Origin of the sequence: Microbacterium sp. CFH 31415, assembly GCF_022538185.1 — a bacterium.
Taxonomy (GTDB): Bacteria; Actinomycetota; Actinomycetes; order Actinomycetales; family Microbacteriaceae; genus Microbacterium.
In genome coordinates this window covers 157,313-173,738 of sequence record NZ_JAKYXC010000006.1, presented here as the reverse complement: position 1 = coordinate 173,738, position 16,426 = coordinate 157,313, and the positions used below count along the sequence as shown (strand labels likewise).

The following is a 16,426-nucleotide window of genomic DNA, read 5'->3' as shown; positions in this document are numbered from 1 at the left end:
TCCGATGCCCCGCTCACAGCCAGGTTCGCATGTCGCACGATTGTTCGCAATTCGGATTCCGTGGTGCACGATGATGTCCTGGCCCCGCCCGCTCGCCCGGGTGGCGCGGCTCACTCACTCCGCTCGAGGCCAGCGACGTCGAGCCGACGGGAACTCATGACCGAAGGCGGCCCAACGGATACTCGGGCATGCGTCCGCCGCGATGACGCTCGAGTCTTCGGCGATCTCTTCGGTGACGATCCAGACGCCGTTGCCGAGGCGCTCGATCACGCTCGCGCAGCCCGGAGTGTCAGCACCTCGTTGGCAGCGTGACCCCGCCAAATGAGAAGGACCTCGATTCTCCGCAGAAAATTGCGGATCTCGAGGTCCCTTTCGTGGCGGTGACGGTGGGATTTGAACCCATCGAGCGGAGATCACAGGACCATCCTTGAGTGACGGAACCGCGGAAATACGGCCGTCCGAGTTCTCAGAGGCATCCAGAATGCTCATCAAATGCCGACAGATTGTTCCCACGAGTGTTCTCACCTCGACCGGGAACGAATCCCGTCGCACAACGCGGCTCGCCGTCGAGTGGATGGGTGGCGGCTTCGGGAGCCAGCTGGATCCATCAGCCGGTCCGTCTCCTCCGCCCAAGAAGTACTACAAGTCGCGCACGTATAGTCCCGGGCATGCGATCGCGCGTCGCCGCCGGACCTGCCGCCCTGCAAGCCTGGGGGCCCGACGCGCAGGTTCCGCCCCCTTGCGCTGGTCGGTGCACCTTTCCCAGCCACAAGGGGGGCGCCTTCACGCCCATCTGCAACAAGTGAACGCGTTTGGGCTGATCAGAGGGTTAATCGTTCATCTACTGCATTGATGCCATCGGCAGGGCGTGAACCGTAGGGTAAGACTGACGTTCGCGTCGCCATGGCCGTCCCCAGCGGCCGCATATGGTTAGCCCTGTCCCCAGCGGGGCCTGAGCCGGGCCTGTCCCCACAGGCCCGGCGTCGCGAATCAGTCCGGTCCCCTCGGGCCGCTCGGTTGGTTTGAGTCCGGCCCGAGGGGCTGCCCCCAGCCCCGAGCGTGCCCGTCGGATTGGTGTTTCCCCAGTGTGGTCGCGGGTGGGGGCGAAGATCCCCAGATCTCCCCAGTGCCCCTCACGGCGCCTCCATCGACTACGGTAGCTGTCCCCCATTCGGGGGACAAACTGTGACGCTGAACGTTTCCGCAAGGAATGCGCAAGACGCGGTCACCTGAGCGCTGCAGTGTTTTCGAGTCCTCCCATGGGCATCACTCTCTTTCGATATCGTTCATGTACTCCGAGTCCGCGAGCGGCGGTTCTATCCGAACCGTTAGTTCGGAATTTGCGACGGACGCCACGCGATGGGAGCCTTCGGAAGCGTTTAGGAGCGCGCGCACCGAGCGGCCTCGCCGAGGCTGCGGCTCACAGCGATCGTCGCCGGGGTCGCCTCGCTTCTTGCCGGAGCCGGTCTCGCCGGTGCGCTCATGTTCAGGAGTGAGGTCCACGTCGCGATTGGCTGAGTCCACCGATGAGCGTCGTCGCTGCGCGTCCGCGCACTATTGGTCGCACGATGATCGCCCGCCCGGGCACGCGGCTGCCGCAAACCCGCCGGCGCGGCCGGGTAGGGTCGTCGCGCTCGCCCTAGCTGGAACCGTCAGGCTTGTGCTCAAGCAACCTGGCTGCTACCAAGCGCCGGGCCCCCACGGTCATGTTCTCCTTCGAATCGCCGAGAACGAATCAGCCCGCTCGAAGAAGGCGCTCGTGGGGCAGGCGGTCGGCCTGATCGCGGGCATTGCGTGTTTCTACTCTCTTGGCCTCAACGGCCAGCCGCCGGCACCGGTTGGGGGACCAGACGGCGTCGGCGGAACGGGAAGCGTGCGGCGGTGTCGAGCGACGGCGCGCCGATCGGCGCGGACCGCGGCTGAGTCGAGTCATCGGATACTCAGCGGCCTGTCGATCGAGCTTCCGACATCTTCGGACGTCGACAGGTCGCTGATCACATCGGCCAGTGCTGCAACGCCGCTGTGGCGATCCATCGGCTCGACGAACTCGTGGGGCGAATGAGATGTGCCGTCGTGGTTCCGCACGAACAGCATTGCCGTCGGTACGCCCGCGTTCGACAGGATGCCGGCGTCATGTCCCGCTGCAGTCGAGAGCGTCGGGCCCCCACCGAATCGACGGACGAGGATCTGCTCGACGCGGTCGCGAAGCGCCTCGTCGAAGACGACGCTGGGGGTCCACGATTCCTCGGCTGCTGCCGACCCAGTCGCGACCTCCGCCTCTGACACCACGCGGCGCACCAGCGCTTCATCGGGTCCGCGGACGTCGAGCCAGGCACGCACCAACGACGGGATCGCATTGACCCCGTTCGGCTGAACGTCGACGCGTCCAACGGTGGCCACCGCACCCACCCGCTCGGCGGATTCGCGCGCAGCCTGGATCAGACGAGCCAGTCGGAGCATGGGGTCGTCGCGATCGGCGAGCGCCGTGGTACCCGCATGGTCGGCTCTGCCGATCAGGTCGAACCGCCAGCGTCCGTGGGGCAGGATGGCGGATGCTGTTCCGACCGCCGCTGAGCAGCCGTGAAGACCGTTCACGACGGCTCCGGTCTCGGTGACGACAGGCACACGTCCCTGTTCGACGTGCAACTCGATGAAGGCGGCGATCGAGCTGAGCCGAGCCCGGTCGGGACCGACCCGCGAGGGATCATGCCCGGCCGACCGCATGGCTTCCTCCATCGTCACCCCGCTCCTGTCCGTCAGCGCCAGCGCCCGGTCGCGACCGAGTTCGCCTGTGAGCAGGCGAGATCCCGCGCAGGCGACTCCGAACCGCGCACCCTCCTCGTCGGCGAACGCGACGATGGCCACCGGTCGGCGCGGCACGATCCCTCGTTCCCGCATCGCATCGACGGCGCTGAACGCCGAGACGACGCCCAGCGGCCCGTCGAAGGCGCCCCCGTCGGGCACCGAGTCGAGGTGCGATCCCATGACCACGGCACGGCCCCGCGCGGTATCGCCCCACCATGCCCACATGTTGCCGTTGCCGTCCGTCTCCATCCGCAGACCGCGGACCCGAGCCTGGGCTCGGAACCATTCGCGGCAGTGCAGCTCGTCCTCGGTCCAGGCGTAACGCCGGTACCCGCCGGTCGTGTCGTCCCGCCCGATCGGCTCCAGCCCAGCCCACATCGCGTCGAAGCGCTCGAAGACCGGGAGCATCGACGGCGGTGCCGATGAGTGCAGCGATTCCACGCCGGGCCCCTACGCGCGGAGGTGATCCGTCGTCAGATCACCGACGCGAGCATGCACGCGCGGACCGCCCGTGGCGGCGAAGGCGATGACCATCTCGTCGGCGTGAGGCGCGTCGGGAACCACGAACTCGACGGACTGGTAGTAGTTGCGGATCGCCCGGTCCGTCTTGTGATTCGTCGGGATCGCGATGCTCGTCCCCGCAGCGCCCCGTCGCTCGGCGGCGCTGATCCCCGCGGTGCCGTCGACCAGGCGGCGGAAGTTCGGCCCGAAGGCGGGGCCGTGCAGGATGCCCGACGCGTGCTCGATCTCGCCATTGATCCCGACGATCGCGCCCTTGCCGAATCCGTGGATCCCCTCCTCACCACCGAAGACGTCGATCAGGCGGCCGGCGAGGATCTCGCTCAAGACGCGGCCCACCCGGTTCATCTCGTCCCAGAGGTCGTCGACGTATCCCTGGCCCGCCCAGGGGTTCCGGATCACGGCGGCAGCGACGGCGCGCCGAAGAGGCTGCGGCGCGGCAACCCCGCCCTCCTCGAGGACCTCGTCCACGTGGACCACGAACCTCCGCGCCCGCACGCTGGCGAGGCCCTCCGCGTATTCATCGATGGCGATCATGTGCTCACTGCTCCTCTAAATGGGGTGGGTCTCTCAGTACCCGAGGTAGACGGTCTTCACTCGGGTGAAGAACTCGGTCGCGGTCAGGCCCTGCTCACGGAAGAGCCCGTTGGAAGATGATCTGTTGCCACCGAACGGCGCGTTGACGTCGGTGCCCGGGGTCTGCCGGTTGATCTTGATCACGCCGGCGTCGGCGTCCCGCGCGAACGACATCGCGCTCTCGACGTCGTTCGTCACCACGCCGGCCGTGAGCCCGTACTCTGTGCTGTTGAGCAGGTTCACCGCATCCTCGCGCGAATCGGCGACGAGGACGCTGAGCACGGGACCGAAGACCTCCTCGTTGGCGATGGCGCTGTCGCGATGGACGTTACGGAGGATCGTCGGCTCGAGGAAGAGCCCCTCGGCCGTTCCGCCGGCCACGAGCTCCGCGCCCGCAGCGAGCGCCTGGTCCACGTAGCCGACGTCGGTGGCGAGCTGCCGATCGGTGACGACGGGTCCCATCGTGGTTCGGGGATCGAGCGGGTCGCCTGTGACGATCTCAGCCGTGCGGGCGACCAGTGCGTCCAGGAGACGGTGCTCGTCCCCGCGTAGAACGATCACGCGGCTGGTGGCCGTGCACGCCTGTCCGGTCAGACCGAAGGCGCCCCGCACGCAGAGGTCCGCGGCCGCAGCGGGGTCGGCGTCGGGCAGCACGACCATCGCGTTCTTCCCCCCCATCTCCAGCTGCACTCGGGCCATGCGGGCGGCGGCGGCCAGATTGATGCCGCGCCCCACCCCACTGGAGCCGGTGAAGCTGAGTGCGGCGACGCGCTCGTCGTCGACCAGCGCCTGTCCTGCTCGGGATCCCGATCCGTAGACGACGTTCAGGACTCCGGCGGGAATGCCCGCCTCGACGAAGCACTCCAGGAGCGCCTGGGTGGTGGCCGGGACATACGACGACGGCTTGAGGACCACGGAGTTACCCGCGACGAGCGCAGGTGCCAGCTTCCACACCGGGATCGCAACGGGGAAGTTCCACGGCGTGATCAGGCCGACCACTCCGACCGGCACCCGCGTGGTGTACAGGTGAGTGCGCCCGTCGGCAGACGGCAGGGTGGCACCGAGCGGATGCCACGCCTGGGCGGCGTAGAACGTCAGCATCCGCACGGCGCGGTCGACTTCCCCCGCAGCCTCGGCGAGTGTCTTGCCCTCCTCCCGCGTCAGCAGCTGCGCGATCTCGGCCGCTCTGCCGTCCAGGATCCTGGCAGCCTCGGCGACGACAGCTCCTCGTTCCTGCGCAGACAGCGCGCCCCACGGGTGCGTGGCCTCCTGCGCGGCCTCGACCGCCTCCGCCACCACTCCGCGGTCGGCGTCGGGCGCGCGCGAGACGAGGTCGGTCGGATCCGCCGGGTTGGTCCGGGACTCCGTCGACTCGCGATCGATCCACGCGCCGCCGACGAAGTGCCGCACGTCCCGCACCTGCGTCATCTCGCTGACGCTCACCGGCTTTCACCGTCCTCGCCCGTCATCGTGTCGAGCATGTGAGCGAGCACCTCGCGGACGTGCAGGCGCATGAACTCCTCCGCGGCGTCCGCGTCGCCGCGCGCAATGGCATCGGCGACCTCGATGTGCCGGTGGGCGGAGTCCGCTTGGAAGACCTGCTGGGCGGGCCGGATGTTGCGCAGCGTCTGCGACAGATCGAGCGCGTTGCGGGCATACCGGGCGAGCTGGGGTGACGCGGCGAGTCGTATGACCGCCTCGTGGAACTGCGAGTCAAGCAGGCGGAACTCGCCCACGTCGTCGCCCTGCGCGGCATCGACGCTCCGGCGGGCGAGCTCTCGCACGTCGTCGGCGAGCGGCCCCGTCGTCCGCTGCGCCGCGAGCCTCGCCGTCATCCCCTCGACGGCCTCGCGCACCTCGAACGCGGCGATGAGCGCGTCACGCGTGGGGGCCGTGATACGCACCCCGCGGTCGTGGACGGTTACCAGTCCGGCCTCCGCGAGATGGATGACCGCCTCGCGGACCGGGGTGACGCTCACCCCGCACAGCCGCGCGAGTCGCGGCACCGAGATGTCGGTGCCCGTCGGGATGGCCCCGCTGACGATCGCCTCGCGCAGTGTGGTCGCCGCGCGGGATGCCAGGCTCTCCACCCGCCCGAGTGGCTGGATGTCGATCAAGCCGTCATTGAGCATCATTGACCTCGCTGGTGGTAGGGCTAAACGGTTGCAGTCACATCGAGTGCCGCGGCATCGGCCGATGTGAGGACGCGTCGGGGCAGGGTGCTGAGGAAGCGTGTGTCATGTTCCTCCACGGCAAAAGTATCCGTGCAGCCCACAGCGGCAAGCCCCGGGACGCGAAGTGTGGGAAGGATGTGGAAGACCATCCCCACTTCGATCGGCCTTTCGTCACCGGCCCGGATGTCGAGCACGTCGCCCTCACCCAGGCCGGGCGGGTAGGCGATGCCCATGCTGTAGCCGCCACGGTTCGGCCAGTACTCGGCGGGCACCTCGGCTTCGACCAGCGAGCGTCCGGCGAAGTCGACCTCGCCGATCGTCGCGCCTGGGCGCGCGGCCTGGCGCATCGCCTCCCCGGCGGCGGCGGACAGATCGAAGTAGCGTCGAAGCTCGTCCGTCGGCTCGAAGCGCGTCACCGTCCGCGTGAGCACGCCGTGGTAGCGGCCGATCGACGCGCACACCTCGAGGCGCAGTGGCTCGTCGTCGCGCACGGGTCGTTGCGCATGAGTCGTGTGCGAGATCAGGGAAGAGACACCGGGAACGATATACGCCGGGGAACCGGTGTACTCGCCGCCGAGTTCGGCGACGCGGGCGAGTGCCGCGGACGCGACGTCGCTGTCGGTCGTCGTGTGGCCGAATGCGTCGAGGCCCGAGACGATCCCGGCTTCGGCGAGGAGCGTTGCCCGCTCGATGAGCGCGATCTCATCGGGGGACTTGAGCCTGCGCGCCTGCTCGACCAGCCCCGGCGCTTCGACGAGCTTGTCGCCCAGCTCCGCGGCGAGTGCGAGGTAGACCTTCGGGGGGAGGAACAGCGCGGCCGAATCAAATCCGATGCGCCTCGCACCGCCCACGGTTGCCTTGATCGCGCCGAGAAGGATGGGGGCCGGGTCGGAGAGGTTTGCCACGCCGATCGGCACGCTCTCCCCGATCCAGGGAAGGTCGGGTACGTTCGTGCGCTCCGTGTTGCGGACGACGAAGGTCAGCGGCGCGTCGATCGGAACGATCACGCACTGGAAGATGTGGTACCCGGGGGTCGTGTACCCGGTCAGGTAGGTGATGTTCTCCGGCCCAGTGACCAGGAGGACATCGAGGTCGGAAGCGGACATCGATGCCCGGACCTTTGTGAGCCGCTCGGCATACTCGTCTTCAGTGAAATACATCTTTGTGTCAGCCCTTTCGTGGCGCGGTGATTCAGAGTTCTTCGAGGACGCGGGCAAGGCGCGACATCCCGTCCTGCAGAGTCGGACGCGGGACCGAGAAGGTCACGCGCAGCAGACCAGGGGTTCCGAAGGTGGAGTCCTGGGGCAGGCGCACGCCGCCGCGGCGCAGCAGCGCATCCGCGACGGACTCTCCCGTCGACGTCAGCGCATCGATCTGAGCCGGGTTGAGCTGGATGCTCTGGTAGATGCCGCCCTTGGGCTTCACGGACACCGCACCAGACAGTGAACTCGCCCGGGCGTGCACTTCGTCCCTGAGATTCCGGTGACGGTCGACATCGGCGCACTCGGACGGTCGCAGCGTGAGCGCCGCGGCCGCGGCGTGCTGGCTGATCGAGCTGGCGCAGTTCGTCAGTTGACTGTTGACCGCTCCCGCTGCCGCGATCAGCGCCCGCGGGCCCGCCGCGTAGCCCACCCGCCATCCCGACATCCCGTACGCCTTCGAGACGCCGTCGATGACGACCATGCGCTCGCGCGGCGCGATGCGCCCGACGGAGATCGCGTCCTCGTCGTAGGCAAAAGCGGAGTAGATCTCGTCGCTGATGATCAGGGCGCTGCTGCAGGAGGTGACGACTTCGACGATCGCATCCAGCGACGCGGCGTCGTACATGGCTCCGGTCGGGTTCGACGGCGAATTGAGGATGACCGCCACCGTGTCGTCGTCGATCGCCGCTCGCAGCCGGTCGGTGTCGAGGGCGTATCCGTCCACGGCGCTCGTCTGCACGGGGCGGCCCTCGAGCCCAGCGCGGCGGATGAGGTGGGGATAGCCGCCGTAGTGCGGTGTCGTGTAGACGACGTTTCCGCCGGTCGCGCCGGCCGCCGCGAGCACGCAGAACAGCGTGAGCTTCGCCCCCGCGGAGACGACGATGTCGTCCGGGGCGGCCTCGAAGCCCTTATCCACCGAGAAGCGCTCGGCGATCCGCTCGCGGAGGGGAAGGATCCCCCGCGCCCCGGCGTACTTCGTGCGCCCCGAGTCGATCGCTTCCCTCGCGGCCCGTGCCGCCACGGCCGGGGTGGGGATGTCGGGTGCGCCGACACCGAGGTCGATGATGTCCGTGGCCGTGGCGATCACGAGGGCACCGTCTCGGGGTCGTCAGCGCGCGGGCCTGCGATGTCGCTCAGGACCGCATGTGCGCTGTTGTGCCCGGGAAGGCCCGTGACCGTGCCGCCCGGCCACGCACCCGAGCCGCACAGGTACAGACCCCGCACCGGGGTGCGGTACTTCCGCAGGGAGGGCGTCGGCCGAGCGAAGAATCCCAGGGGTGTCATGTCGCCGTGCTGCTGATTGCCGCCGACGAGCCCGTACTCGTTCTCGAGATCGAGGGGGCTGAAGCTCACCCGGTCGGTGACGACGTCGCGGATGTCGGGCATGAACTCTTCGATGGTGTCCAGGCAGATCTCGTCAAACCGGTCCTTCATCGGCTGACCCCATGCCCCCTCCGCCAGCTCGTACGGCGCGAACCACACGCTTACGGTCATGATGTGCCGGCCGGCCGGGGCGAGGGAGTCGTCGGAGATGGAGGGGACGAGGCCGAGCATCTTCGGCCGTGCGGACACGCGCCCCGCAGCGAAGTCCTGGTAGGCGTCCTCGAGGTAGCCGACGGTCGGCGAGTACCGGAATTGGCAGGAGGCGCGGCGCACCGCATCGTCCTTGCTCGTCGCCGAGCGGTGCGTCGGGATGCCGTCCATGGCGAGGATGAGCTTGTAGGCCCCGCCCGCGGTGCTCGTCGCCCCCAACTGGTCGCGTACGGTGCCGGGGATCGCAGCCTCGTCGACGAGGTCCAGCAGGGTCGTTCGTGGGTGGAGGTTCGAGAGGACGAGGGACGCGTCGATCTCGACACCCTCCGTCGTCACGATGCCCCTCACCGCGTCGCCGTCCGTGACGATGCGATCGACCCTCGTACCCGTGATGATCTCCACGCCCAGCTCCCGGATCGACCGCTCCATCGCCTCCACGATGGAGCCCATCCCGCCTCGCGGGAGCCCGGTCGAGCCACGCAGCGGCGCTCGTCGCGGGTCCTGGGCGATCTGGCCGGCGCCCACGGAGGACAGCGGGCGCCTCAGCAGCCCCAGGGGAGAGCCGGGAGTCGAGGGCGCGACGTTTCCCGCCGACATCGCCAGGCTCGAGAGCAGCGCGAGGAGATGAGGGCTCGAGATTCTCTGCGAGAGGAGGTCCTCGATCGACCCGAAGAAGATCTGGTTGAATGCGTGCTCCAGCTCCGGCGTGTTCAGCTTTGCGGTCACTTCCGCCAGGGTCGGCGGCGCCTCCCGGACCGAGACTCCGATCGTCTGCGCGAAGTCGTCGAAGAACGCCAGGACGTCGAAGTACGCGTCGACATCGTCCGGCGCGATCCGGGCGATCTCGTCGCGCACCTTCCCCCGGTCGCGCCACGCGAGCAGAGCGTCGCCGTCGGGAAGCGGGAAGACCATGGTCGGATCGGGTCGCTCGTAGGTGAGGCCGAAGTCCTCCAGTCGCATGTCCGCGGCGACGAGCGGCTCGAGCGCACTCGGGGTGTTCGTCATCGCGCCGCGGAATCCCGGGAAGAACTCGATGGGGGCGACGAGACCTCCGACTCGGTCGCGTTGCTCGACGACCAGGACCTTGAGCCCCGCGCGGGCGAGGTAGAAGGATGCGACGAGACCGTTGTGGCCTCCGCCGACGATCAGGGCGTCATATCTCGAGGCTCGGGGTTGCATGCCGCGTTCTCCCATCAGTTCGCGAACGCCGACCGCGCCAGGAAGGCGCGCAGGGGCTCGCAGGTCGGGTTCGTGAAGAGTTCTCGGGGCGCTCCGCTGGCGGCGATCGACCCCTCGTGCATGAATACGATGCGATCGCTCACCTCGCTGGCGAAGCGGAGCTCGTGGGTGACGATGATCATCGTCATGCCGTCGTTGGCCAGGTCGCGCACCACATCCAGGACCTCGGCGACGAGCTCGGGGTCCAGAGCGGAGGTCGGCTCGTCGAACAGCATCAGCTGCGGCTTCATGGCGAGCGCCCGCGCGATAGCGACCCGCTGCTGCTGGCCGCCGCTGAGCGAGGCGGGGTACTGACCCGCCTTGTCGGCGAGTCCCACGCGGTCCAGCAGCGCCATGCCGCGCTCGCGCGCTTCGCGCTTCGGCGTCTGGAGAACCCGGATGGGCGCCTCGGTGACGTTCTCGAGTACTGACATGTGGGGGAACAGGTTGAAATGCTGGAAGACGATCCCGATGCGGCGCCGGTTCTTGGCGACCAGGCGCTCAGGAAGCTCGTGGAACCCGTCGCGCTGCTCGCGATACCCGACGGCCGTGCCGCCCACCTTGATCGATCCGGCATCCACCGTCTCGAGGTGGTTGATGCACCGCAGGAGGGTGGTCTTGCCCGACCCCGATCGCCCGATGAGCGAGACGACCTCTCCTTCTTCGACCTGCAGCGACACGCCCTTGAGGACTTCCACGTCGCCGAAGCTCTTGTGGACCTTCGTGATCTCGACGAGGCTCATGGCTTCTCCTCCACTCGGCTGCGGGTGACGACGACGGGGCGATGCCCGCGGTTGATCCGCCGCTCGATGAAGTACTGCGCCAGCATGAGGACCGACGTGCAGAACAGGTACCAGACGGAGGCGACCATGAGGAGCGGGATGGGTTGGAAGTTGCGCGAGAAGATTTGCTCGGCGTTGTAGAGCAGGTCGCCGATCGACAGCACGCTGACCAGCGATGTGTACTTGAGCATCCCGATCATCTGACCGAACGTCGCCGGAGTGATCACTCGCGTCGCCTGCGGCATCACGATGCGGCTGAACGCCTGCCAAGGCGTCATCCCGAGCCCCCGTGCCGCCTCGACCTGTCCGCGCGGCACCGACATGAGCCCGCCGCGGATGATCTCGCTCATGTAGGCCGCCTCGTTCAGCCCGAGGCCGAGGATGGCTGCGAGCATCGGCGTGATCAGCGTGTTGGTGTCCCACGAGACCCACGGCTCGAGGAATGGCACACCGATCGAGATCGTGGGGTACAGCGCGGCGAAGTTGTAGAAGAAGACGAGCTGCACGAGGGTGGGGACACCTCGGAAGAGCCAGGCGAAGAACCATGCGAAGCCGCTCAGGACCCGGTTCGACGACATGCGCCAGACAGCGACGACCGTGCCGAGGACGATGCCCAGAGTCATGCTGATGGCGGTCAGCATGAGCGTCACGGCCAGCCCGTCGAGGATCTGCGCGCTGAACAGATACTCGAGGAACGTGCCCCACCGGAATGCCTCGTTGGTCATCATCGACAGGAGGACCTGGGCGATGATCAGTGCGGCGATGACGACCGCGACCCACCTCCACCGGTGTCGGGCGGGATGCACCTGTGGCGGCGCCTCGATCGAGGCCTGGATGGCCTCCCGTGCGGTCGCCCTCATGGCAGGCTCACGTCTCGGGTGATCGGGTTCGGCGTGATACGCGACATTGCAGTTTTCACAGCATCTCCCTTGCTGTCAGTGCGAGTCGAAGACGCGCTGGATCATCGAGGTGTGCTCGTCGATCGCGGCACGCTCGGCGTCGGTCGGATGGATGGGGTCGGCGGCCGAGGGTGCGGCTCCGAAGCGGAGCAGGGCGGCCATCAGGAGGATGCGGGCCTTCTGCGCGGGGAGCCCCGCCGCCGAGATGAAGGGCGCCGGCGGCAGACCGCCGGGGCCGGCCGGCTGACCGCGACCTGTCCACACCACCGGCATGCCCGAGAAGTGCGCGGCTCGCAGGGCGCGTTCGATCCCGATGGTCGCCCAGCCGTTCTGCGTGAGGCCCTCGAGGACGAATCCACCGAGGTCGGCCACCTGCGCGAGCTGTTCGACTCGTCGTTCGATCCCGCTCGGGTCCGCGGATCCCGAGAGCTCGTACCGGCCGTACTTCACGATGTCGACCGCCACCTGAACCGACTCGACGAGCCTCGGCCGGTCGCCGGTCGTCGTGATCTCCACGTCGCCGCGGAGGCCCCTGACCCGACGCGGAAGCGCAGAGACATTCAGCTCCGACGAGGCCAGCGTGCGCCGCGTCGGCAGATAGTGCATGCCGAGCCGCTCGATCGCATCGATCGTCGCGAGCGGCCCGTATAGGCCGCCGCTGTAGCCGCCGGGCCGGGCGGCCGTCTTGACGACATCCCGCCCCGAGAACACGAGCCCGTCGGCAACCAGGACGGGGCCGATCGGCTCGGAAGCATCCCACGCTCCCGAGGCGATGAATCGAACTCCGTCCGCGATGTTCCTGGGTCCGTCGTGGCTGATGCTCCGATGCAGTCGCTGCGCGACCTGGCCGACGATCGGCTTGCGCGTATCGATCAGCAGACCGAGCCAGTACAGCGTCTCCTCGATGACCGGCGTGCCCTCGAGCCACTGGATACCAGTGCAGGGCCCATCTGCGACCACCTGCACGGCGTTCGTGATCCTTAGCAGCGCGGAGAAGTCGGGCTCAGAACGATGCGGTCCGTCGCCGTAGGCGAAGTAGTCCACACCGGGCGTCTCTCCGGGGAGACCGCCGGGGGCGCCAGCCCGGTGATGCGTGAAGTCCGCTTGCCTGGCCAGCGCGAACGGAACACCGTCGTCGTCGAGTTCGAGCGCGTCGATCTCCTCGTAGAGGCGGGATGCGTCGGCGAAGAAGGTTTGCTCGGGTTCGACGTCGGTTCCCACCGGCAGAGGGATGAGACTGCCGGCCGGAAGGGTGAGGGTCGTCGAACCCTTCAGGCCGCGGATCTGCGGGTGGGCGCTGCCGAGGTCCACCTCCACCTCGATCGATCGCGCGATCCGCTGCGGAGCGAGCGCGCCAGAACCTGCGGCGATCGGTGTCGTGTTCACGACCGTCGCGGTGGGTCCGGTGATGACCGCGATGAGGGGGCGGACCTCGGCGTCGGTCACTCCGTCGCCCCGTTCACGGTCGCCGTGTCGACGGCGATGCCCGCCACACCCCACTCGTCGAGAATGCTCTGATAGGTGCCGTCGTCGATCAGCGCCTGCACGACGGCCTGGAGCGCTTCGGCGATGTCCATGCGCTCCTTGTTGACGGCGATTCCAGTCAGAGGGCTGTCGGTCAGCTTGAAGGGCTCGCCCGCGATGGCGAACGCACCGTCCGACTCTTCGACTGCCCACGCCGCAGCGGCGGTGGAGCCGAAGACAGCCTCGACCCGGCCGGACGACATCGCCGTCTGCGCTTGCGGGTTGCTCGGCGAGGTGAGGATCTCGATGGGCTCTTCGCCCTCGGCGACACACTCGTCGTCCGACATCCGGCCGAGGTACGTCTCCTCGATGGATCCGGCGCCCACACCGACCTTCAGCCCGCACGGGGGGACGTCGATGTCGTTGCCGTCCATGACGAGGAAGGACTGCGCTGCACCGTAGACGCCAACCACGTTGACGACCTCCTGTCGCTCCTTGGAGTCGAGGAAGCTGATGCCGCCGTCGTACCGGCCGGCTTCGATGCCGGTGAGCACGCTGGCGAAATCGACGCGCTGATAGTCGATCTCGACTCCGACGCGGTCTGCGACGGCCTGGAGGATGTCGACCATGTACCCGGTGGGCGTGGTGCCGTCATCCTCCATGAAGTTGTCGGGCGGATAGTCCAGAGAGGCGCCAATGACGAGCGTTCCGCGCTCCCGGATGTCGTCGGGGAGCAGCGCGACGAGCTCTTGGTCCACCGCGCCCGGATCGGCAGAGGAACCGCCTGTGGGTTCGCCTGCGTTCGGCGTGGAAGCACAGGCCGACAGCGTGAGGATCAGCGCTGCTGCAGCGCCGATCAGTGAGTAAGGACGGTGCTTTCGTTCGTTGTTCATTCACTGCTCCTTTCGATGTGCACCACACGCTACTCGCTATATCGAATTGCGTACAGACCTCTTTTGTTGCGCCTTTGTAAACGTCGCATCTCTCGCGCCATCAGGGCGAACGGGATCGCCGCGCATCTAGGAACGGCCGAACTCGTCGGGATCCACGGAGAGCGACTCTCTACCGCGTCGCGGAGCTTGGCCTCCCGCCGACGCCTCGCGGGGCCGAGCGGGTCAGGCTGGATCGCACGAAGAGCGTCGCTTCCGGTCCCGGGAGGGCGGGCGCACGCGCCCGATTGCACCCTCCGGCAGTGCTGTCGACGACGCTCGAAAATTAGGCCATTGCGACGTGTGAAAACGAGGCCACCTCGTTGTCGTTCGGTCAGTCTGCCTGATCTTGGGTTTGACTCACCCCGGCATGTCCGGAGAGTTGTTGTTGGTGTCAGCCGGCTCTCTCGACCGGTTCGATGCGAGCGTAGTCGAGCTGCTCGACCTCGAGTGGGGTGAGGTCGTCGATCGAGCCGTGGGTGCGTTCGGTGTTGAACCACAGCACCCAGGACGCAGTCGCCGCCTCGACCTGGTCGACGTCCCGCCACGGGCCGTCGTGGTGGATGAGTTCGGACTTGTAGAGCCCGATCTGCGACTCTGCGAGAGAGTTCTCGTAGGCGTCGCCGACGCTGCCGACGGACGGATCGATGCCCTCGTCGAAGAGCCGGTCGGTGAAGGCGATCGACGTGTAGACGCTGCCCGCATCGGTGTGATGCGTGAGCCCGCCGAACCCAGCGACGCCTTCACGACGGCGGGTCCACAGAGCCATGTCGAGGCAGTCCAGCACGAGCGGCGTGGTCATGCTCGTGGCGGCGCGCCAGCCGAGGATGCGGCGGGAGTGCGCATCGAACACGAACGCGACATAGACCCACCCCGACCACATCCAGACGTAGGTGAAGTCGGCGACCCAGAACTGGTTCGTGCGGAACCTCGCGAAGTGCCGGTCGACGAGGTCGGCTGGCCTGGTCTCCCGCAGATCCGTGTCGACCGGGCGCTTGCGCTTCCCGCGGACGACGCCAGCGATCCCGAGTTCTCGCATGAGGCGTTCGACCGTGCAACGCGCGATGTCGTGCCCATCACGGCGGAGCCGCAGCCAGAGCTTGCGGGCGCCGAGAACCTTTCGATGGTCGATCCACGTCTGCAGGATGATCGGCTTCCACCGCTCATCCAACAGTTTCCGCGACGACGACCCGCGCCCGCGAGCATCGTAGTAGGTCGATGGGGCCACCTTGCAGCCGTGCTGGGTGAGCACGGCGCAGATCGACTCGACACCCCATCGCAGCCCGCCATCACGGCGGTCCTTGTGGTCGCTGATGAACGCGACTATCGCTTCTGTGGCCGGTCGAGCTCGGCCGCGAAGAAAGCCGATGCCGCCTTCAAGATCTCGTTCGCGCGACGCAACTCGGCATTCTCCCGCTTGAGCCGCTTGATCTCCTCCGCCGCCTCGGTCGTGACCCCCGGCCGTTGCCCGGTGTCGACCTGGTTGCGGCGGATCCAGGTCCGGATGGTTTCCGGCGAGCCGATGCCGAGCATCTGCGCGGTCGCCGTCATCGCGGCGTACTCACTCGGATAGTCGGGCCGCAACTCGGCGACCATGCGGACAGCGCGCTCACGAAGCTCGCGCGGATACTTGCTGGGACGTCCCATGAGACAGATCCTTCCAAGGAATCATGTCTCCGGACATGCCGGGGTGAGTCAGACCCCGTCATCCGACCGCTGCTCGCCGGCAAGGACTCAACGAACCTCCTCTTTGGCGACGGGACAGATCACCTCCGCCTTCCCAACTCGCAGGACGGCTGGTTCGCCAAGGCAGTGAAACGTGCTCAACGAGACGACCCGACCTTCCCACGCGTCACGCCCCACGACCTCCGCCACACAGCAGCAAGCCTCGCGATCAGCGCCGGCGCAAACGTCAAGGCCGTCCAACGCATGCTCGGCCACGCCTCGGCCGCGATGACCCTCGATACCTACGCCGACCTGTTCGACGACGACCTAGATGCCGGCGCAACCGCCCTCAGCCAGGCGCGAGACCGATCGATCCACGCCGCCGTACAGGCGCCGTTCCCGCTGCCACCGACGGCGCCAGGCATCGGCCTCTAAGAACGAGATCAGCAACGATTGTTCTCAATCTGTTCTCACGGGGCGAAACGTGGGAATAGAAGAGCCCCGCGATCCCAGTGTTTCCACTGGTTCGCGGGGCTTCGAAGTGGCGGTGACGGTGGGATTTGAACCCACGGTAGGGGGTTACCCTACACAACTTTTCGAGAGTTGCACCTTCGGCCGCTCGGACACGTCACCGCGGAAAAGTTTACGTCACGCCGCGCG

Annotated in this window: 13 protein-coding genes, 1 tRNA gene and 1 pseudogene; 2 read left to right on the top strand and 13 right to left on the bottom strand. The window is 67.6% G+C overall.

What is annotated here, in order from left to right:
• Positions 1-1,929 precede the first annotated feature (1,929 nt).
• The 12 genes from MK786_RS08810 to MK786_RS08755 form a co-directional block, all read right to left on the bottom strand.
• Complete coding sequence (locus tag MK786_RS08810; protein ID WP_308220034.1) at positions 1,930-3,246, bottom strand: allantoate amidohydrolase; 1,317 nt, start codon at positions 3,244-3,246, stop codon at positions 1,930-1,932.
• 9 nt (positions 3,247-3,255) lie between these two features.
• On the bottom strand, positions 3,256-3,861 hold the full coding sequence (locus MK786_RS08805; protein ID WP_241111851.1) for an amino acid synthesis family protein: 606 nt from the start codon (positions 3,859-3,861) through the stop codon (positions 3,256-3,258).
• A gap of 33 nt (positions 3,862-3,894) precedes the next feature.
• Positions 3,895-5,343, bottom strand: coding sequence for an aldehyde dehydrogenase family protein (locus MK786_RS08800; protein WP_241111850.1), 1,449 nt, complete (start codon positions 5,341-5,343; stop codon positions 3,895-3,897).
• Positions 5,340-6,035, bottom strand: a complete 696-nt coding sequence (locus MK786_RS08795) for a GntR family transcriptional regulator (RefSeq protein WP_241111849.1) — start codon at positions 6,033-6,035, stop codon at positions 5,340-5,342. Before MK786_RS08795 ends, MK786_RS08800 begins: the two co-directional genes overlap by 4 nt.
• Positions 6,036-6,055: 20 nt before the next feature.
• Entirely contained in the window at positions 6,056-7,234 is a 1,179-nt protein-coding gene (locus MK786_RS08790; protein ID WP_277397419.1) for a Xaa-Pro peptidase family protein, read from the bottom strand.
• A 31-nt stretch (positions 7,235-7,265) separates the two neighbouring features.
• A complete protein-coding gene (locus MK786_RS08785) occupies positions 7,266-8,363 on the bottom strand; it encodes a pyridoxal phosphate-dependent aminotransferase (RefSeq protein ID WP_241111847.1) in 1,098 nt (365 codons plus the stop codon).
• Positions 8,360-9,988, bottom strand: coding sequence for an NAD(P)/FAD-dependent oxidoreductase (locus tag MK786_RS08780; protein WP_241111846.1), 1,629 nt, complete (start codon positions 9,986-9,988; stop codon positions 8,360-8,362). Before MK786_RS08780 ends, MK786_RS08785 begins: the two co-directional genes overlap by 4 nt.
• Positions 9,989-10,002: 14 nt before the next feature.
• Complete coding sequence (locus MK786_RS08775) at positions 10,003-10,770, bottom strand: amino acid ABC transporter ATP-binding protein (RefSeq protein ID WP_241111845.1); 768 nt, start codon at positions 10,768-10,770, stop codon at positions 10,003-10,005.
• On the bottom strand, positions 10,767-11,669 hold the full coding sequence (locus MK786_RS08770; protein WP_241111844.1) for an amino acid ABC transporter permease: 903 nt from the start codon (positions 11,667-11,669) through the stop codon (positions 10,767-10,769). The genes MK786_RS08775 and MK786_RS08770 overlap by 4 nt, the downstream gene beginning before the upstream one ends.
• A 75-nt stretch (positions 11,670-11,744) precedes the next feature.
• The gene (locus tag MK786_RS08765) at positions 11,745-13,154 is read right to left on the bottom strand and encodes an asparaginase domain-containing protein (RefSeq protein ID WP_241111843.1); all 1,410 of its coding nucleotides are present in this window, start codon (positions 13,152-13,154) and stop codon (positions 11,745-11,747) included.
• Positions 13,151-14,065: an ABC transporter substrate-binding protein gene (locus tag MK786_RS08760; protein WP_241111842.1), complete on the bottom strand. Its 915-nt coding sequence runs from the start codon at positions 14,063-14,065 to the stop codon at positions 13,151-13,153. The genes MK786_RS08765 and MK786_RS08760 overlap by 4 nt, the downstream gene beginning before the upstream one ends.
• Positions 14,066-14,495: 430 nt before the next feature.
• A protein-coding gene (locus tag MK786_RS08755) for an IS3 family transposase (protein ID WP_241111841.1) occupies positions 14,496-15,748 on the bottom strand; the annotation gives its coding sequence in 2 pieces (ribosomal slippage) (positions 14,496-15,466 and positions 15,466-15,748; 1,254 coding nt in all).
• 165 nt (positions 15,749-15,913) lie between these two features.
• On the opposite strand from MK786_RS08755, the pseudogene MK786_RS16545 reads away from it, so the two are divergent.
• A pseudogene (locus tag MK786_RS16545) lies at positions 15,914-16,024 on the top strand (hypothetical protein); the annotation flags it as partial.
• A gap of 6 nt (positions 16,025-16,030) precedes the next feature.
• Positions 16,031-16,201 (top strand): hypothetical protein, encoded by a 171-nt coding sequence (locus MK786_RS16540; protein ID WP_374200458.1) that lies wholly within the window; start codon positions 16,031-16,033, stop codon positions 16,199-16,201.
• 107 nt (positions 16,202-16,308) lie between these two features.
• On the opposite strand, the gene MK786_RS08745 is transcribed toward MK786_RS16540, so the two are convergent.
• Positions 16,309-16,399: transfer RNA gene (locus MK786_RS08745), tRNA-Ser, on the bottom strand.
• Positions 16,400-16,426 lie beyond the last annotated feature (27 nt).